Origin of the sequence: Phaeobacter sp. LSS9, from assembly GCF_003443595.1 — a bacterium.
In the GTDB taxonomy this organism is placed as follows: domain Bacteria; phylum Pseudomonadota; class Alphaproteobacteria; order Rhodobacterales; family Rhodobacteraceae; genus Phaeobacter; species Phaeobacter piscinae.
Genome location: NZ_CP031956.1, coordinates 1,459,860 through 1,477,000 on the forward strand (window position 1 = coordinate 1,459,860; position 17,141 = coordinate 1,477,000).

Genomic DNA, 17,141 nt, shown 5'->3' on the forward strand with positions numbered 1-17,141 from the left:
CCGCCATCGGCTGCGGGCGATACACCCGACCGCGCCCGGCGCAGGACGGGCCAGTGCGGCGCGTCCCTGTCTGGCCGCGACAAACACCCATTGGCGGGTTTCCGCCGAGGGCTAACCAGCTGTTTACCTAGATTGAAAGCCCCCGCCGCTTGCGGCATAGTCCCGGCAAGTGCGGGCAACAGACCCGCTCAGATCAGAGCACTTGCAGATTTCTAGGGACAATGAAGATGAAGCTACTGCTGACCGCCACGCTATGCGCCGTGATGATCACCGGGGTGATGCCTGCCCCCGCCGGAGCCGGCGCGATCGAGAAAGCCTGCCGCCAGTCGGACCGCACCGCCGCCTCACCCTCGCTGTGTCGCTGCATCCAGTCGGTGGCCAACGCCAGCCTCAACCGCAGCGAACGCAAGACCGTCTCCAAATGGTTCAGCGATCCGCATCAGGCCCAGGTGGTGCGCCAGTCGAGCCGCAGCTCGGATGAACGGCTGTGGAAGCGGTACAAATCCTTTGGCGAGAATGCCGCACGCGTTTGCAGCTGATCCGGCGTGGCAGGGTTGGTGCAAACGCGCACTTCCCCCCCTCTGCCCGGATGAAATCGCATAAGACACCAACGCGGACCGCAGCTGAGTAGACGATCCGCATCGCCCCTCCCCTTTCCCATCGACGGGACGCAGACCCGCGCCCGCAACATCAGGCAGGACCGCAGATATGTTGATGAAAGGGGTGACGCTGCGCGGGCTTGAAGTGTTCGAAGCGCTGGCCAAAACCGGATCCGTGGCGCAGACCGCCGCGCTCACCGGGTTGAGCCAGCCTGCGGTCAGCCAGCAGCTGCGCAATCTGGAAAGCGCGCTGGGGGCGGAGCTGGTCAACCATGGCCGCCGCCCGATGGTGCTGACGCCTGCCGGGCGCAATTTTCTGGCCAGAACAGAGGCGGTGCTGACGGAACTGCGGCTGGCACAGAGCGAATTGAGCGTGGTTGACCTCAACCACCTGTCGACGCTGTCCATCGGGCTGATTGACGATTTCGACAATGATCTGACCCCGCGTCTGGCGACCACTCTGGCCGAAAGCCTGGTCAATTGCCGCTTCAAGATGATCACCGCCTCCAGCCACGACATTCTGGACGCGCTGGACGCGCGCGAGCTGCATATCGCGGTGGCGGCCACCTCTGGTGCCCTGCGCGAGGGGATCACCGAATACCCGCTGGTGCAGGATCCCTTCATGCTGGTGGCGCCGCGCGGGATGCTGCGCAAGCCAGAGGCGGAACAGGATATCCTCAACGCGTTGCCGTTCCTGCGCTACGAGGGCAGCCAGTTGATCTCGCAGCAGATCGAGGCGCATCTTGCGCGGCAGAAACTGCTGTTTGAAGAACGGTTTGAGATCGGCTCCCACCTGTCGCTGATGGCGCTGGTGGCGCGTCGGATTGGCTGGGCGATCACCACGCCGCTGGGCTATATGCGGGCAGCGCGGTTCCATGATGAGATTGAGGCTTTCCCGCTGCCTTTTGGCGCGTTTTCGCGGCGGATTTCGCTGTTTTCCAGTGCTGACTGGGCCGACCGGGTGCCGCGCGACGTGGCGCAGACCATGCGACGGCTGGTGCAGGGGCATATGATTGATCCTGCCGTTCAGCGCCTGCCCTGGCTGGCGGGCGATCTGAAAGTGCTGGAAGACTAAGACCTAGCCCGCATCGCTGTTGCGCAGCGCCTTGGTCAACCCAGCGGCGGCCCCCTCAATCAGATCAAGACAGCCCTCAAAATCGCGAGTGTAATAGGGATCGGGGACGTGATCGGTGCCCTGCCCCGGCGCGTAATCTGTGAACAGCTGCACGGGCGTGGTATTGCCCGCGGGGCGCTGCGCCTCAATGTCTGCCAGATTGTCGCCGTCCATTGCGATGATCAGATCAAACCGGGTGAAATCCTGCGGCGCGAACTGACGTGCGCGCAGGTCGGAGAGGTCAATCCCACGCGCGCTGGCGGCGGCCTGCATCGGCCCATAGGGCTGTGACCCCACGTGGTAGCTGGCAGTGCCGGCGCTGTCGGTGTCCACCTCCGGGCATAAGGCGCGAAACACGCCCTCAGCAGCGGGCGAGCGGCAGATATTGCCAAGACAGACAAAGAGGATCTTTTGCGCCATTCTCATCGCCCTTGAAGATTGCACCGCCACCCGGCACCAATTGCGAGATCTATCGTAACCCGACTGCGGCAAAAGAAAATGGCCAACCCATGCAGCAGAGCGCGGATTGGCCATAGTGTGTTTGATCAGGTGTCAGATCAGACCCTGATCAACGGGTCGATCAGTGCGAGTGTTTCATCGCGCCGTGATCGGGCTTGCGCTCCAGATCGACGGGAACGGTCACGGTGACCTCACCGGCCTTCTCGAATACCAGTGTCAGGTCGATGGCGTCGCCATGCTCCAGCGATTTGGTCAGCCCCATCAGCATCACATGATCGCCGCCCCGCTGCAGCATGTGGGTGTCGCCTGCGGGAATGGCAAAGCCCTCCTCGACGTGCAGCATCTGCATGACGCCGTTTTCGCCTTCCTTATGGGTGTGTAGCTGCACCAGCTTTGCGGCATCGCTGCGCGCGTCGATCAGCCGGTCATCGCTGTCGGTGGCGTTTTCGATCAGCATGAAGGCAGCGCCGCTCTTGGCCGCTTTGGAGGAGACGCGGGCGTAGGAATCCGTCACGGTGACGTCAGCGGCGAGCCCCGCAGTGGCAAAGCTGAGTGCGGCGAAGGTGGCGGCGATCGTGGTCTTGAAGGTCATAATCTTTGATCCTTGATACGTAGACTTTGGAATTTGGGTCAGAAACAGCGCGGTCATACCGCGCGGGAACGTCCCAGTTCCGGCGGCCCACGAGCAAAGGCCGCCAGCCGCACCACAGTCCGTATCTCAGCGCGCTGCACTATGTCTCGCGGCAGTTTTTGCGGCAGGGTGCTGTGCCCAAAGACCGCCAGGGGCAGGCCCAGATCCGCAACAAAGGTCAGACACTCAGGGCAGTCCATCGGCGGCGACACTGGCTGACCATCGCTGTCGATATAAACCATCACCGGGCCAGTGCCGGTGCAGATCACCATCTGACCGGTCGCATCACGCATCCCCGCCTGAGCACTGACGCCGGTGAGAGCCATCAGCGCGATCAGGGCAAGCGCCAGATATGATCGCAGAAAGGTCATGTCGGGATGAGATATGCGCCTGTGACCGCGCCGCCGCAAGGCGAAAAAGCGACGCAGGCAAAGGCACATGCAACAGGCCGGTCCCGGCCTCAACGGCCACATCGGCAAAAAGAAAACGCCGCGCATGATCTCATGCACGGCGTCTAAAATCTCTGTCCCGCCCCTTGGGCGGGGAGGTCGGCGATCAGGCCTCTGCGGCTTGCGCCTTGGCGATCTCTTTCTTGACCTTCAGCGCGGTGTTGGACAGCTCTTCGTCCTTGGCTTTGGCCAGGAAGGCGTCCAGACCACCACGGTGGTCGACGGTGCGCAGAGCAGCAGCGGAGATGCGCAGCTTGATGCCACGGTTCAGCGTCTCGGACTGCAGCGTAACGTCGTTCAGGTTCGGCAGAAAGCGACGCTTGGTTTTGTTGTTGGCGTGGCTGACATTGTTGCCAGTCATCGGGCCTTTTCCGGTCAGTTCGCAACGGCGCGACATAGGTTCATCCTTCGTATCTGGGGCGCCCGTTGATCATGGTTCGAATCGAGCACCAAATTACAAGGGGCGCGGCCATTGGCTGCGCCCGAAAACTGGTTGGATGCGTTTAGGAGGAATCGCGTGCAGGGTCAAGCCATATGAAACGGTTTTATGGGACAACCTGTGCACACACCCCTAACGGGCCATTCCCGCATCCAAGGTTCGCGCCCTTCTAGCCTGCCTCAGCCGTGAAATCCAGCGCTGATCGCAGGTTTTCGGTGCGGCCACGGGTGGCGTTCCCGCAGGCCGCCAGCCGCCCGGCGCCAGACCGCTCAGCCAATCCCCAGCCCTGCAAGCAGGTCCTTGGCTGCCGCCGCCGGGGTGACGCGCCCCTCAGCGACCTCTTCTGACAGATCGGCCATACGGCCTTGTGCCCAAGGCGTCTCCAGCCGGGCCAGTAGCGCCTGACGCACGTCTTCGCCAAACCAGTAGCGGGCCTGTTCGCCGCGCCGCCGCTGCCAGTGGCCGTTTTCGCGCCGCCAATCGGCCAGCGTCTGCATATCATCCCAAGCGGTCTCCAACCCGTCACGGGTGGCGGCGGAGACCATCAGCGCCTTGGGATAGCCATCCGGATCCTGCGGGCGTTTGCGCAAAAGGCGCAGAGCCCCGGCATAATCTGCACAGGTGCGGGTGGCGGCGGGCTTCAGATCGCCATCAGCCTTGTTCACCAAAATGATGTCGGCCATCTCCATAATGCCCCGCTTCACGCCTTGCAGCTCATCCCCGCCAGCCGGGGCCAGCAGCAAGAGAAACAGGTCGGACATTTCCGAGACTACGGTTTCGGACTGCCCGACCCCGACGGTTTCAATCAGCACCACGTCAAATCCCGCCGCCTCGCAGAGCGCCACCGCCTCGCGGGAGCGGCGGCCGACGCCGCCCAGATGTGTCTGACTTGGCGAAGGGCGGATGAAGGCGTTCTTCTCGCGGCTGAGATGCTCCATCCGGGTCTTGTCGCCCAGAATGGACCCGCCGGAGCGGGTTGAACTGGGGTCCACTGCCAACACCGCGACCCGCAGGCCCGCCGCGATCAGCATCATGCCGAAGCTCTCGATAAAGGTGGATTTCCCCACCCCCGGCGTGCCGGACAGGCCGATGCGCAGGGATTGGCGGTTTTCGCGGGCCAGCAGGTCCAGCAGGCGAGTGGTGGCCTCGCGGTGATCGGCGCGTCCGCTTTCGACCAGCGTGATGGCCCGCGCCAGCGCCCGGCGTTCGCCATCCAGAATGCGGGTGGCCAGATCGTCAATATCCGGCACGGCGCCCCGCGTGGCACCTTTCGGTTTGTCTGCTGCTGACATATCGGCCTCTCCCGCTCCCATCCGCCTGTCGCGCATTGATGGCGCAGCCGGGCCGCGATTGTCCAGAGAGCATCCGTCGCAGGAGGACAAAGCCAGTGAGGTCGGCGCTGGACCAGACCCGCGCCATTGGCGATAAGGCAGCATGACCAGATTGCCCATTGATGACGCCCTGCCCGAACTGATTGCTGCGCTACAGCGCCACAAACGCGCCGTGCTGCAGGCCCCGCCGGGGGCAGGCAAAACCACGCGGGTGCCCTTGGCGATGCTGGAGGCTGGGCTGTGCGACGGGCGCATCCTCATGCTGGAGCCGCGCCGACTGGCCGCGCGCGCCGCCGCCGAGCGTATGGCCGACACATTGGGCGAGCCGGTCGGGCAGACCGTGGGCTACCGGATCCGCGGTGAAGCGAAGGTGAGCGCAGACACCCGGATCGAAGTGGTGACCGAGGGCATCCTGACGCGGATGCTGCAATCGGACCCGGATCTGCCCGGCGTTGGCGCGGTGATTTTTGACGAATTCCACGAACGCTCCCTTAATGCCGACTTTGGTCTGGCGCTCTGCCTTGAGGTGGCGGGCGCGCTGCGCGACGATCTGATCCTGCTGGCGATGTCGGCGACACTGGATGCCGCGCCGGTGGCTGCACTGATGGAGGCGCCGCTGGTCACTTCCGAGGGGCGCAGCTATCCGGTGGGGACACGCTGGCTGGAGGCGCCGCTGGCAGCGGACAGCCGCAGCGGACGTGGCCCCCGGCGACTGGATGCGTTGGTGGATCTGGTGCAACGCGCCGAGGCGGAGACTCGACCCGCAGGATCTGGCGGCAATGGCAGTTCCGAGGCCAAGGGCGGCGGCATTCTGGTGTTCCTGCCCGGCGAGGGCGAAATCCGCAAGGCCGCTGCTGCACTGGCTGGTCGGCTGCCCGGCGATTGCGTGGTGCGCCCGCTGTTTGGTGCCCTGCCCTTTACCGAGCAGCGCGCCGCGATCCAGCCCGACCCGAAGCTGCGCAAGGTGGTGCTGGCGACCTCCATTGCGGAAACCTCACTCACCATTCAGGACATTCGCGTGGTGGTGGATATGGGGCTGGCAAGGCGCAGCCGGTTTGATCCGGGGTCGGGCATGTCGCGGCTGGTCACCGAACGTGTGACCCGCGCCGAGGCCACCCAAAGGCAGGGCCGTGCCGGCCGGGTGGCGGCGGGGGTCGGCTACCGGCTGTGGACCAAGGGCGAAGACGGGGCGCTGGCTGCGTTTCCGCCACCGGAGATCCAGGCCGCTGACCTCACATCACTGGCACTGGAGCTGGCGCTTTGGGGGGCGGCTCCGGATGATCTGCCGTTTCTCACGCCACCGCCGGACGGCGCGCTGAAGGAGGCGCAGGCGCTCTTGCGGATGCTGGGCGCGCTTGATGGGGAGGGTCGGATCACCCCCCATGGCAAGGCCCTGGCCAAGCTGCCGCTGCATCCGCGTCTGGGGCATATGCTGGCGCGGTTTGGCGCTGATGCGGCACCGCTGGCGGCCCTGCTGGCGGAACGCGATCCTTTGCGCGGTGCGCCGGTGGATCTGGCGCTGCGGCTGGAGGCGCTGCGCGATGCCAGAGGGTTTCAGCGCCGCCGGAGCTATCAGCTGAATGTCCCCACGCTGGAGCGTATCAAGGGAGAGGCCAAGCGACTGACCCGGCAGGCGCGCAGTGGCGCATCCTCTGCATCCGCAAGCGCTGCCGTGATGGCCGCCGCCGTCTACCCCGACCGGATCGGACAGCGCCGCAAGGGCGATGCGCCACGCTATGTGCTCTCCGGGGGCAAGGGCGCGGTGCTGCCACCGGAGGACAGCCTTGCCGCCTCCCCGTTTCTGGTGGGGCTGGACAGTGACGGCAACCCGCGTGAGGCGCGGCTGCGGCTGGCCACGCCGATCACCCTGTCGGAACTGCGCAGCGAATTTTCCGACCAGATCACACCGCAGCAGACCTGCACATGGTCCAAACGTGACCGCCGGGTGGTGGCGCGCCGCCAGCAGTGTCTGGGGGCCATCGTGCTGGAGGATCACATCTGGAAGGATGTTCCCGCCGACGCCATCGCCACCGCCATGCTGGAAGGGGTGCGCGAGCTGGGTCTGCGGCTGGGCGGCGCCGCTGCGCGGTTTGTGGCGCGGGTGCGGCTGTTGCAGGCGGATGGGGAGGATATGCCGGATTTCAGCGACGAAGCTTTGCTGGCGACATTGGAAGACTGGTTGCTGCCGATGCTGGAGGGGGTCCGGAGCGCCGAGGACTGGAAACGCTTTGACCCGCTGCCTGCGCTACGCACGGCGCTGACCTGGGAGCAGACGCAGCGACTGGACCAGCTGGCGCCGCCACATTTCACCACGCCGCTGGGGCGCAAGATCCCGATTGATTATGCCGAAGAGGTGCCGGAGATTTCCGTCAGACTACAGGAGATGTTTGGGGTCACCCGCCATCCCACAGTTGGTGGCGTGGCGCTGAAGGTATCCCTACTGTCCCCGGCGCAGCGCCCCATCCAGATCACCCGCGATCTGCCCGGTTTCTGGTCCGGGTCCTATGCGGATGTGCGCAAGGACATGCGGGCGCAATATCCCAAACACCCCTGGCCCGAAGACCCCACACAAGCCGATCCGACATTGCGGGCCAAACCGCGCAAATAGGCAAAAACGACGCCCAAATACGCAATTTCCCCGCAATTTCACGGTATTTTGCACCGATATGCGATAAATCCCCGAATTTTACCGCCCGCCCCCTCTTGTATTTCGCCCCTAACGTGCAAAGATTGTTACAAAGCAAAAAATGGGCCCGCAGTTCACCACGGGCACGAGAAAGCTGAGCAGCAATGAAACATATCATGTCCAGCGCCTGGGAGGAGTATCTCCGGCCAATGTTCTTTCGTCCCAAGCGGCTGCAAGTGGCCGCCATGTGCTATCGCACTGGTGCTGAGGGCAAAGAGGTTTTGATGATCACCAGTCGTGGCACCGGTCGCTGGATCGTACCAAAGGGCTGGCCCATCAAGGGCATGAACGGCCCGCAGTCAGCGCTACAGGAAGCCTGGGAAGAGGCCGGCGTGCGCGAAGCCCGGATCGAGGGCGACCCGGTCGGCACCTATGAATATGTGAAATTGCAAGACAACGGCACCAAGGAAGTTGTCCATACTCTGGTCTATGTCGCCGAGGTGTTGGAGCTTTCTGATGATTACCCGGAACAGTCCGAGCGGACCCGTGAGTGGATGTCCCCGAAGGCCGCGGCAGAGCTGGTGGCGGAGCCTGAATTGAGCGATCTTCTGCGTCAATTGTAACAGATCCGTGATTGAAATATGACAAACCCCTTGCATGACTGCAACGGGGACGCTAGGCGCGTGCGCAACTTTTGAATCGGGATCGATACAATGAGCGACGCACCGCAGCGACCGCAGTGGAAGACACTGGACCGGGATCTTAACCGGATCTCTCAACTTGAACTGGCGACATCCTATGTGTCGCGCCCGCTGGTTGCCCCCGGCATCGCGCTGGTCTTCATTGCCCTCGCCGGTGTTGGTGCTGCGGTGTTCCTCGGCTCGGCGCCGTCGAACTTTGTGGTGATCGCGGCGGCGGCCTTTGGCGCCTATATGGCGCTGAACATCGGCGCCAATGACGTGGCCAACAATATGGGGCCTGCGGTGGGCGCCAATGCGCTGACCATGGGCGGAGCTATCGTGATTGCTGCCTTGGCCGAAAGTGCCGGTGCGCTGCTGGCCGGCGGCGATGTGGTCTCGACCATTTCCAAAGGCATCATTGATCCGGCGGGCGTTGCCAGCTCCGAAGTGTTCATCTGGGCCATGATGGCGGCGCTGATTTCCTCAGCTCTGTGGGTTAACCTCGCGACCTGGATCGGCGCGCCTGTCTCAACCACACATTCGGTTGTGGGCGGTGTCATGGGGGCAGGCATTGCCGCTGCCGGGTTTGGTGCTGTGAACTGGCCCACAATGAGCAAAATCGCTGCCAGCTGGGTCATCTCCCCCGTATTGGGCGGGCTGATTGCGGCCGGGTTCCTCGCCTTCATCAAGGCCAAGATCATCTATCAGGACGACAAGATCGCCGCTGCGCGCCGCTGGGTGCCGGTGCTGGTCGGCATCATGGCGGGGGCCTTTGCCTCTTATCTGGCGCTGAAAGGCCTGAAACGGATCATCAAGATTGATCTGGAAATCGCACTGCTGATTGGTGCAGCGGTCGGCGGTCTTTCCTATGTGGTGACCGCACCGCTGATCAAGCGTCAGTCGGAGGGCATGGAAAATCGCAACAAATCGCTGAAAGTGCTGTTCTCAATCCCGCTGGTGATCTCGGCCGCGCTCTTGTCCTTTGCCCATGGCGCCAATGATGTGGCCAATGCGGTGGGTCCGCTGGCAGCGATTGTGCACACCACCGAGTTTGGCGATATCGCCTCCAAAGTGGCGATCCCGACCTGGGTCATGGTGATCGGCGCCTTTGGCATCTCCTTTGGCCTGTTCCTGTTCGGCCCCAAGCTGATCCGCATGGTCGGCAGCCAGATCACCAAACTGAACCCGATGCGCGCCTATTGTGTGTCGCTGTCGGCAGCGATCACCGTGATTGTGGCCAGCTGGCTGGGGCTGCCGGTGTCCTCCACCCATATCGCGGTGGGGGCGGTGTTTGGCGTGGGTTTCTTCCGCGAATGGCATATGGAACGCCGCCTGAAGCGCAGTTCCGCCACGCGACCCGAGACCAAGCGGATCGCCCCAGAAGAACGCCGTCGTCGCAAGCTGGTGCGTCGTAGCCATTTCATGACCATTGCTGCCGCCTGGGTGATCACCGTGCCGGCCGCCGCCCTGCTGTCGGGCTGTGTCTTCCTGGCGCTGACCGCGATCACCATGTGATCCCGGCCCCCGGCCTGACGCCCCCGACCTGAAATAGAAAAACCGCCGCATCCTGATCGGGTGCGGCGGTTTATTATTGCGCTCTTCACGGGCTGAGGAGCCTGGCTCAGGCGCCGAGGCAGTAGCGCATGATTGCCTTTTGCGCGTGCAGGCGGTTTTCGGCCTCGTCAAAGATCACCGACTGCGGGCCGTCCATCACGGCGGAGGTCACCTCTTCCTCGCGGTGGGCAGGCAGGCAATGCATGAACAGCGCATCGGGTTTGGCATGGGCCATCAGCGCGTCATTCACCTGATAGCCGCGCAGCATGTTGTGGCGGCGCTCCTTCGAGGACTGGCTGTCGTGCATTGAAACCCACGTGTCGGCGACCACCAGATCAGCGCCCTCGACCGCTTTGGCAGCGTCGCGTTCGATGATCACCTGTGACCCTGCCTTGCGTGCAAGACCGATGAATTCAGGCTCCGGATCAAGCTGGGACGGGCCAGTGAAGGTGAGATCGAATTCAAACTGCGCGGCGGCGTGCAGGAAAGACGCGCAGACATTGTTGCCATCGCCGCACCAGACGACTTTCTTGCCCTTGATGGGGCCGCGATGTTCCTCATAGGTCAAGACATCAGCCATGATCTGGCAGGGATGGGTGCGATCGGTGAGCCCATTGATCACCGGCACCGAGGCATAGTCTGCCATTTCGGTCAGCACGGTTTCATCAAAGGTCCGGATCATGATCATATCGACATAACGGCTGAGTACGCGGGCGGTGTCGGCAATGGTCTCACCATGGCCCAGCTGCATGTCATTGCCCGACAGCACCATGGTCTGGCCGCCCATCTGGCGCACGCCGACGTCAAAGGACACGCGAGTCCGGGTGGAGGGTTTTTCAAAAATCAGCGCCACCATGCGATCCTTCAGCGGCAGCTCATCATCCGGCGCCGCCTTGGGCCGACCGAGGCGGGCCTGTTTGGTGGCGCTGGCCTGATCGATGATGCTGCGCAGGGCGCTGGCGTCGGTTTTATGGATATCAAGGAAATGGTTCATATCGAACGTCGCTTTCGTTGTGCTTGTGTCGTGCCGGTGCGGGTGCCGTTGCGGCCACGCGCGGGGGCCAGCCCCCGCACCCCCGGAGTATTTCAGGAAAGATGACGCCTCAGGCGTCCGCTTTGGCCTCCACAGCGGTGGCGGCCTGATCAAGCCGGGTGAAGGCCTCGGCGATATCCTCATCGGTGAGAGTCAGCGGCGGCAGCAGGCGGACCACATTGTCAGCGGCGGGCACGGTGACCACTTCAGCCTGATAGCCTGCGGCCACCACATCGGTATTGGCCGCGACACATTTCAGACCCAGCATCAGACCGCTGCCGCGAACCTCTTCAAAGACCTGCGGATGGGCGGCCACCAGCCCTTCAAGCTTCTGGCGCAGGAGACCGGCCTTGCGGTTCACCTCGGCAAGGAATTCCGGGTCGGTGACATGATCCATCACTGCGCAGCCCACTGCACAGCCCAAGGGATTGCCGCCATAGGTGGAGCCATGGGTGCCGGCGGTCATGCCGGAGGCGGCCTCTTCGGTGGCCAGCACTGCGCCCAGAGGGAAGCCGCCGCCAATGCCCTTTGCCACCATCATGATGTCCGGGGTGATGCCTGCCCATTCATGAGCAAAGAGCTTGCCGGTCCGGCCCACGCCGCATTGCACCTCATCGAGGATCAGCAGCAGACCATGCTCATCACAGATCTGGCGCAGCGCCTTCAGTTCGGTGTCAGGCACCGGGCGGATGCCGCCCTCCCCCTGCACCGGTTCGATCAGAATGGCGGCAGTGTGATCGCTGATGGCGTCGGTTACCCCATCCAGATCGCCAAACATCAGATGTGTGAACCCCGGCAACATGGGTCCAAAGCCACCGGTCATCTTCTCAGAACCGGCGGCGGAGATCCCGGCCGAGGAGCGGCCATGAAAGGAGCCGGAGAAGGTCAGGATCTCCACCCGCTCAGGCTGGCCCTTGTCGTGGAAATACTTCCGCGCCATCTTCACCGCCAGTTCGCAGGACTCTGTGCCGGAGTTGGTGAAAAACACCGTATCGGCAAAGCTGTGCTCCACCAGCCGATCCGCCAGCGCCTGCTGCTGCGGGATGTGGTAGAGGTTGGAGACATGCCAGAGGGTTTCGGCCTGATCGGTCAGCGCCTTCACCAGGGCCGGATGGGCATGCCCCAGCGCATTCACCGCAATACCCGCTGCCAGATCCAGAAAACGTCGCCCATCCGCCTCGATCAGCCAGGCGCCTTCGCCCTTCACGAAGCTGAGGGGCGCACGATTATAGGTGGGCAGAACGGACGGGATCATCGGGATCTTCCTTTTGGACATGTTGGGCCAAGCAGTGACGCAGCCGGGCCGCAGGGTCAACGATATTGGAGAAGTTGGAGGTGCCGCAACAGGGCACGGGGGATCGGGGCCGGATTACGCGCTGTGGCGTCGGCGTCGCAGCAGAGTGATATGTGCAGCGGTGATCATGATTGCATCCATAACGGAGGTTTCGGGGGAAGAAAAGACTGTTTATCAGCGCGGCTGATCAATTCGAAGGTGTCAGCTGTTGTAATCGGCGGATGCGCCAGCCACCTCACCCACGGTGCCCCCTCTGGTGGCTTGCTTTTGGTGGCAGCAACGGGCAGTGCTGGCAGCATGATCAACACCCGTCAGAACCCCGCCCTCGCCGCTGCGCTGATCCTGCTCGCCACGGTGTTCATCGCAGGCACCACGCTGGTCGCCAAAGCGCTTGGCACAGAGGCTCTGGGGGCGCCGCTGCATCCGCTGCAGATCAGTTTTGGCCGGTTCGTGTTTGCGTTTTTGGCGATCAGCACCTTGGTTGCGCTGCGGCGCCCCCGGTTTACCGCGCCGCATTGGGGGCTGCATCTGGGGCGCACCAGTTTCGGCTGGATGGGGGTGACGCTGATGTTTGCAGCCGTGGCCTATATCCCACTGGCCGATGCCACCGCGATCACTTTTCTGAACCCGGTATTCGGGATGCTGCTGGCGATCCCCCTGCTGGGGGAAACCGTTGGACGCTGGCGTTGGGCGGCGGCGGCGATTGCGCTTCTGGGGGCGATGGTTCTGCTGCGTCCCACCCCTGCCAGTTTTCAGCCCGCAAGCCTGCTGGCGCTGGCGGCGGCTGCGGTGATGGGGCTGGAGCTGATTTTTATCAAACGGTTGGCCGGGCGAGAGAAGCCGTTGCAGATCCTGTGGTTCAACAATCTGCTGGGGTCCGTGATTGCCAGCGTTGCGGTGATGGCAATCTGGCAGCCACCAACAGCCGAGCAATGGGCGTTGATGGTCGCGCTTGGCTCCATGATGGCCTGTGCGCAGGGCTGTTTCATCAATGGAATGGCGCGGGCGGATGCCTCTTTTGTGGCGCCGTTCAGCTATGCCACGCTGATCTTTGCCGCGATTTATGATTTTGCCGTCTTTGCCGAGGCGCCGGATGCGATCACCGTTCTGGGCGCCGTGATCATCCTGGCGGGCGCGGCGCTCTTGGCCTGGCGCGAGGGGCGGCAGCAGGTGCCGACCCTACATGTGGATCCGGGCGCGCAGGCGGATCAGGACTTCAGCCGGTAGCCGCTGCGCAGCATCAGCCAGGCCAATGTGCCAATCGCCGCACTGGACAGGCTGCAAACCAGCAGTCCGAGCAGAGGGGAGCTGTCGGAGGTGCCGATCACCCCGAATCGCACCCCGTCGATCAGGTAGAACACCGGGTTGAGATGTGACAGCAGCCGCAGCACCGGCGGCAGCGCTTCCACTGAATAGAAAGTGCCCGACAGGAAGGCGAGTGGTGTCACGATGAAATTGGTGATCGCCGCCATCTGATCGAATTTCTCGGCAAAGACACCGGCGACAATGCCCAGCCCACCCAGGAACAGCGCACCAAGCACCACGAACAGCAGGGCCACCAGCGGATGTTCCGGCACCACACCCAGCACCAGCATCAACCCGGTGCCAATGCCCAGCGCGACAAGAACGCCGCGCGCCACCGCCCCGGCCAGATAGCCAAGCAGGATTTCAACCCCCGACAAGGGCGGCATCAGCGTATCGACGATATTGCCCTGCACCTTGGTGATCACAATCGACGATGATGTATTGGCAAAGGCATTCTGAATCACCGTCATCATCATGATACCGGGAGCCAGAAATTCGATGAAGGGCACGCCCATGACATCACCCCGCCCCGGACCAATGGCGATATTGAAGATCATCAGGAACAGGGCGGCCGTCACCATCGGCGCCATCAGCGTCTGGGTCCAGACCACCAGAAACCGGGTGATTTCGCGCCGCGCCAGCGTGCGCAGACCCAGCCAGTTCATCCGCCCGAAGCGCCGCTCTCCAAGGGCGATGGCCGGTGTCGCCGTTGCTGTCTGCTCTGGGGTGTGCTGTGCCATGTCGCGCCTCTTTGCTTATCTGCGGGGACCATCTGCGGGCCAATCTTGTGGGCTTGCCGATCGGTGACGGCCCCAGGTGGTCCTCATCGGTCGATCGTCTGCGTCAAACCATGCCCACCCTGCCGGGGCAAGCGGCTTTCACCCCCAAAGCGCCTCTGCCAAAGGCTGGCAGGGGCCAATAAGGACCAAGAGAGCAGACCCCGAGGCACAAGACGCTCTTGTAACTCGGCACGCAGTGATTAGAATAGGGGCCTGATACGGAATTCGATGGCGGCCGCAGGATCTGGGGCCGCTTTTAGCTTGGAAAGGCAACAGATGTCCTGGACAGACGAGCGCGTCGAACTGCTCAAGAAAATGTGGGGCGAAGGGCAATCTGCAAGCCAGATCGCCAAGGAACTGGGCGGCGTGACCCGCAACGCCGTGATTGGCAAGGTGCATCGCCTGGGACTGTCCAACCGCAACAGCGGTACGGCCAAACCCGCCGCCGAGCCCAAGGAAAAACCCGCCGCGGCACCAAAACCGGCGCCCGCCGCAGCTGCGGCCGCACCGGCCAAGCCCAAGCCGCAGCCCAAGACCGAACCGGCCCGCCCGGTGACGCCTGAGCCTGCGGCCTCTGCCGAAGGTCGCCCGGCCACGCCTGCACGCCGCCAGATCATTCCGGCCGGCCAGCCGCTGCCGCCGCAGCCCTCGGCCAATGAAATCAGCCCCGAAGCGCTGGCCAAGGTCAACGAGATCGAGAAAAAGGCCAAGAAGCTGGGCCTGATGGAACTGACCGAGCGGACCTGCAAATGGCCCGTGGGTGATCCCGCGACCGAGGATTTCTGGTTCTGCGGCCTGCCTGTTCAGCAGGGCAAACCCTATTGCGAAGCCCATGTCGGCGTGGCGTTCCAGCCGATGAGCGCACGCCGCGACCGCAAACGGTAAACTGCGGGTCGGCCTTGACCTTGCGAAAGATCGGCCACCGCTTGAAGATCAAAACAGCGCCTCGGATTGCTCCGGGGCGCTGTTTTCTTTGGGTACTGTCGTTTGGGGAGGGTGCAGGGCATACACCCCTGCCCTCTCCTTATCGGATCGCCCGGATCAGCCCTGTTCCGGGGCAGAGGATGTGAAGTTGGGGATCACATTCTTGGAGGCGTCCGCCGGTTCAATCTCCGGCCAGTTGCCCTGAGCGAGGTTGATATTGCCGGGAATATCCTCTTCCCAGAAGCCAACAACGTTTTTGGTGATGTTGAGGTACAGCTTGTCATCCACGATGCGCCACAGGTTTGGATTGCCCGGAACCTTGCCACCCTTGGAGACGCCATAGGCGCAGTGGCCGTCATATTGCGGCGCGTAATAGTCAGGATTGGCGGCAAACTTGTCGCGATTCGCTGCGCTGGAGAAGGCGAAGGTGGCGCCGTTATGATCAGCCGTGTAGGCCGCATTGCCCGGTACCGCTGCGGGTTGGGCGCTGCCAACGGGGTTCTGCGCCAGATCGCGGTAGGCCACCACGTCATAGCCGGAGACCGCAAAGCCGGTGCTGTCGATATACTGATCCCCGGCAAACGCAGGCAAACCAAAAGAGGCAGCGGCAAGGGCGGCAAAGAGAACGCGTTTCATAGACTATCCTTTCAAGGGCATGGGTCGAAGGACCCCCAGGCAAAACTGGACACCGACCATAACAGCCGGGCTGGCTAGACAATATTCAGATCCGCCGCGATGCGAAGGGGGGCTCACGTCCCTGTGTCCGATACGGAGCCGCTGTGATCAGAGGCGCATGTTTTGTTACAGGCTGGTTCTGGATGAGGATATTTGCCGTGGCATCATGACATCAACGCCGCCTACTCTGCCCGGGGGTGGTCAACAAAAAGTGTAGGCCGCAGACCTTCCAGTCATTGGAATTTTGCGCGGCCTGCTTATGTTTTGCACAATGCCGCGTCGCCCCCTGCATCGGAGCGGCGCAACATGACCGCCTGACACATTCAAAAACCGTTTCAAAACAAGGCCAACAGATGAGTGACACAACTTACACCCCGCCAAAAGTCTGGACCTGGGAGCAGGAAAGCGGTGGCCGCTTTGCCTCGATCAACCGTCCTATTGCCGGGGCCACCCATGACAAAGAGCTGCCGGTGGGGGAACATCCCTATCAGCTCTATTCGCTGGCCACACCCAACGGGGTGAAGGTCACGGTGATGCTGGAGGAGCTGCTGGCCGCCGGCCACAGTGGCGCCGAATATGACGCCTGGCTAATCAATATCGGTGAGGGGGATCAGTTCGGATCCGGTTTCGTCGAGGTCAATCCCAACTCCAAGATCCCGGCATTGATGGACCGCAGCGGCGATGCGCCGGTGCGGGTGTTTGAATCCGGCTCAATCCTGATGCATCTGGCGGAAAAATTCGACGCCTTCCTGCCCAAGGAAGGAGCCGCCCGCGCCGAGGTGATGAACTGGCTGTTCTGGCAGATGGGCAGCGCGCCGTATCTGGGCGGCGGTTTTGGTCATTTCTATGCCTATGCGCCGGAGAAATACGAATATCCGATCAATCGCTTCTCGATGGAGGCCAAACGCCAATTGGATGTGCTGGACCGGCAACTGGCCGACAACCGCTATATCGCGGGAGAGGATTACTCCATCGCCGATATGGCGATCTGGGCCTGGTACGGCCAGCTGGTGCTGGGCCGTCTTTATGAGGCGGCAGAGTTCCTGGACGTGGAGAGCTACACCCATGTGCTGCGTTGGGCGAAGGAAATCGACGCGCGTCCGGCGGTGTCACGGGGCCGCATGGTCAACCGGGCCTTTGGTGAGCTGCACACCCAGCTGCGCGAACGTCACGATGCGTCCGATTTTGAGACCAAGACGCAGGACAAGCTGGAACCAGCTGACGCGGACAGCTGACCGCGTGCGGGGCC

The 17,141-nt window shown here is 62.9% G+C and carries 17 protein-coding genes; 8 read left to right on the forward strand and 9 right to left on the reverse strand.

What is annotated here, in order from left to right:
• Positions 1-227: 227 nt before the first annotated feature.
• Complete coding sequence (locus tag D1820_RS06955) at positions 228-539, forward strand: hypothetical protein (RefSeq protein WP_014875319.1); 312 nt, start codon at positions 228-230, stop codon at positions 537-539.
• A 169-nt stretch (positions 540-708) separates the two neighbouring features.
• Positions 709-1,674, forward strand: coding sequence for a LysR family transcriptional regulator (locus D1820_RS06960; RefSeq protein WP_040174015.1), 966 nt, complete (start codon positions 709-711; stop codon positions 1,672-1,674).
• A gap of 3 nt (positions 1,675-1,677) precedes the next feature.
• Here the strand turns inward: D1820_RS06960 and D1820_RS06965 are convergent, their stop codons facing one another.
• From D1820_RS06965 to meaB, 5 genes are all read right to left on the reverse strand, one after another.
• Entirely contained in the window at positions 1,678-2,133 is a 456-nt protein-coding gene (locus tag D1820_RS06965) for a low molecular weight protein-tyrosine-phosphatase (RefSeq protein WP_118068337.1), read from the reverse strand.
• 160 nt (positions 2,134-2,293) lie between these two features.
• On the reverse strand, positions 2,294-2,764 hold the full coding sequence (locus tag D1820_RS06970) for a copper chaperone PCu(A)C (protein WP_118068338.1): 471 nt from the start codon (positions 2,762-2,764) through the stop codon (positions 2,294-2,296).
• A 53-nt stretch (positions 2,765-2,817) separates the two neighbouring features.
• Positions 2,818-3,174, reverse strand: coding sequence for a DUF2946 family protein (locus D1820_RS06975; RefSeq protein ID WP_371311714.1), 357 nt, complete (start codon positions 3,172-3,174; stop codon positions 2,818-2,820).
• Between the two features lie 184 nt (positions 3,175-3,358).
• A complete protein-coding gene (gene rpmB, locus D1820_RS06980; protein WP_024096446.1) occupies positions 3,359-3,649 on the reverse strand; it encodes a 50S ribosomal protein L28 in 291 nt (96 codons plus the stop codon).
• Positions 3,650-3,960: 311 nt separating this feature from the next.
• Positions 3,961-4,983, reverse strand: a complete 1,023-nt coding sequence (gene meaB / locus D1820_RS06985) for a methylmalonyl Co-A mutase-associated GTPase MeaB (RefSeq protein ID WP_118070086.1) — start codon at positions 4,981-4,983, stop codon at positions 3,961-3,963.
• A gap of 142 nt (positions 4,984-5,125) precedes the next feature.
• On the opposite strand from meaB, the gene hrpB reads away from it, so the two are divergent.
• From hrpB to D1820_RS07000, 3 genes are all read left to right on the forward strand, one after another.
• Positions 5,126-7,630, forward strand: a complete 2,505-nt coding sequence (gene hrpB / locus D1820_RS06990; protein ID WP_118068340.1) for an ATP-dependent helicase HrpB — start codon at positions 5,126-5,128, stop codon at positions 7,628-7,630.
• Positions 7,631-7,812: 182 nt separating this feature from the next.
• Positions 7,813-8,271 carry an NUDIX hydrolase gene (locus D1820_RS06995; protein ID WP_040174005.1) on the forward strand — a complete coding sequence of 153 codons (459 nt, stop codon included), beginning with the start codon at positions 7,813-7,815 and terminating at the stop codon, positions 8,269-8,271.
• 90 nt (positions 8,272-8,361) lie between these two features.
• Positions 8,362-9,843, forward strand: a complete 1,482-nt coding sequence (locus D1820_RS07000; RefSeq protein WP_014875328.1) for an inorganic phosphate transporter — start codon at positions 8,362-8,364, stop codon at positions 9,841-9,843.
• A gap of 106 nt (positions 9,844-9,949) precedes the next feature.
• On the opposite strand, the gene argF is transcribed toward D1820_RS07000, so the two are convergent.
• Both argF and D1820_RS07010 read right to left on the reverse strand, forming a co-directional pair.
• Positions 9,950-10,876, reverse strand: coding sequence for an ornithine carbamoyltransferase (argF, locus tag D1820_RS07005; RefSeq protein ID WP_118068341.1), 927 nt, complete (start codon positions 10,874-10,876; stop codon positions 9,950-9,952).
• A 109-nt stretch (positions 10,877-10,985) separates the two neighbouring features.
• A complete protein-coding gene (locus D1820_RS07010) occupies positions 10,986-12,170 on the reverse strand; it encodes an aspartate aminotransferase family protein (RefSeq protein ID WP_118068342.1) in 1,185 nt (394 codons plus the stop codon).
• A gap of 336 nt (positions 12,171-12,506) precedes the next feature.
• On the opposite strand from D1820_RS07010, the gene D1820_RS07015 reads away from it, so the two are divergent.
• Entirely contained in the window at positions 12,507-13,436 is a 930-nt protein-coding gene (locus D1820_RS07015) for a DMT family transporter (protein ID WP_118068343.1), read from the forward strand.
• Here D1820_RS07015 and D1820_RS07020 read toward each other — a convergent pair.
• Positions 13,418-14,254 (reverse strand): ABC transporter permease, encoded by an 837-nt coding sequence (locus tag D1820_RS07020; protein WP_118068344.1) that lies wholly within the window; start codon positions 14,252-14,254, stop codon positions 13,418-13,420. The two genes, D1820_RS07015 and D1820_RS07020, sit on opposite strands and share 19 nt — an antisense overlap.
• A 315-nt stretch (positions 14,255-14,569) precedes the next feature.
• Between D1820_RS07020 and D1820_RS07025 the strand changes: the two genes are divergently transcribed.
• Positions 14,570-15,178, forward strand: coding sequence for a GcrA family cell cycle regulator (locus D1820_RS07025; RefSeq protein WP_027246824.1), 609 nt, complete (start codon positions 14,570-14,572; stop codon positions 15,176-15,178).
• Between the two features lie 156 nt (positions 15,179-15,334).
• Here the strand turns inward: D1820_RS07025 and D1820_RS07030 are convergent, their stop codons facing one another.
• A complete protein-coding gene (locus tag D1820_RS07030) occupies positions 15,335-15,853 on the reverse strand; it encodes a YHS domain-containing (seleno)protein (RefSeq protein ID WP_118068345.1) in 519 nt (172 codons plus the stop codon).
• Positions 15,854-16,245: 392 nt separating this feature from the next.
• On the opposite strand from D1820_RS07030, the gene yghU reads away from it, so the two are divergent.
• Positions 16,246-17,127, forward strand: coding sequence for a glutathione-dependent disulfide-bond oxidoreductase (gene yghU, locus D1820_RS07035; protein ID WP_118068346.1), 882 nt, complete (start codon positions 16,246-16,248; stop codon positions 17,125-17,127).
• Positions 17,128-17,141 lie beyond the last annotated feature (14 nt).

Excerpts from the sequence above, each read along its gene's own strand:
- D1820_RS06970 (WP_118068338.1), bottom strand. The coding sequence starts at position 2,764 with ATGACCTTCAAGACCACGATCGCCGCCACCTTCGCCGCACTCAGCTTT.
- D1820_RS07010 (WP_118068342.1), bottom strand. The coding sequence starts at position 12,170 with ATGATCCCGTCCGTTCTGCCCACCTATAATCGTGCGCCCCTCAGCTTC.
- D1820_RS07000 (WP_014875328.1), top strand. The coding sequence starts at position 8,362 with ATGAGCGACGCACCGCAGCGACCGCAGTGGAAGACACTGGACCGGGAT.
- yghU (WP_118068346.1), top strand. The coding sequence starts at position 16,246 with ATGAGTGACACAACTTACACCCCGCCAAAAGTCTGGACCTGGGAGCAG.
- D1820_RS06960 (WP_040174015.1), top strand. The coding sequence starts at position 709 with ATGTTGATGAAAGGGGTGACGCTGCGCGGGCTTGAAGTGTTCGAAGCG.
- D1820_RS07030 (WP_118068345.1), bottom strand. The coding sequence starts at position 15,853 with ATGAAACGCGTTCTCTTTGCCGCCCTTGCCGCTGCCTCTTTTGGTTTG.
- D1820_RS06975 (WP_371311714.1), bottom strand. The coding sequence starts at position 3,174 with ATGACCTTTCTGCGATCATATCTGGCGCTTGCCCTGATCGCGCTGATG.
- D1820_RS06995 (WP_040174005.1), top strand. The coding sequence starts at position 7,813 with ATGAAACATATCATGTCCAGCGCCTGGGAGGAGTATCTCCGGCCAATG.
- meaB (WP_118070086.1), bottom strand. The coding sequence starts at position 4,983 with ATGTCAGCAGCAGACAAACCGAAAGGTGCCACGCGGGGCGCCGTGCCG.
- argF (WP_118068341.1), bottom strand. The coding sequence starts at position 10,876 with ATGAACCATTTCCTTGATATCCATAAAACCGACGCCAGCGCCCTGCGC.
- D1820_RS07025 (WP_027246824.1), top strand. The coding sequence starts at position 14,570 with ATGTCCTGGACAGACGAGCGCGTCGAACTGCTCAAGAAAATGTGGGGC.
- D1820_RS06965 (WP_118068337.1), bottom strand. The coding sequence starts at position 2,133 with ATGGCGCAAAAGATCCTCTTTGTCTGTCTTGGCAATATCTGCCGCTCG.
- D1820_RS06955 (WP_014875319.1), top strand. The coding sequence starts at position 228 with ATGAAGCTACTGCTGACCGCCACGCTATGCGCCGTGATGATCACCGGG.
- D1820_RS07015 (WP_118068343.1), top strand. The coding sequence starts at position 12,507 with ATGATCAACACCCGTCAGAACCCCGCCCTCGCCGCTGCGCTGATCCTG.
- rpmB (WP_024096446.1), bottom strand. The coding sequence starts at position 3,649 with ATGTCGCGCCGTTGCGAACTGACCGGAAAAGGCCCGATGACTGGCAAC.
- D1820_RS07020 (WP_118068344.1), bottom strand. The coding sequence starts at position 14,254 with ATGGCACAGCACACCCCAGAGCAGACAGCAACGGCGACACCGGCCATC.
- hrpB (WP_118068340.1), top strand. The coding sequence starts at position 5,126 with ATGACCAGATTGCCCATTGATGACGCCCTGCCCGAACTGATTGCTGCG.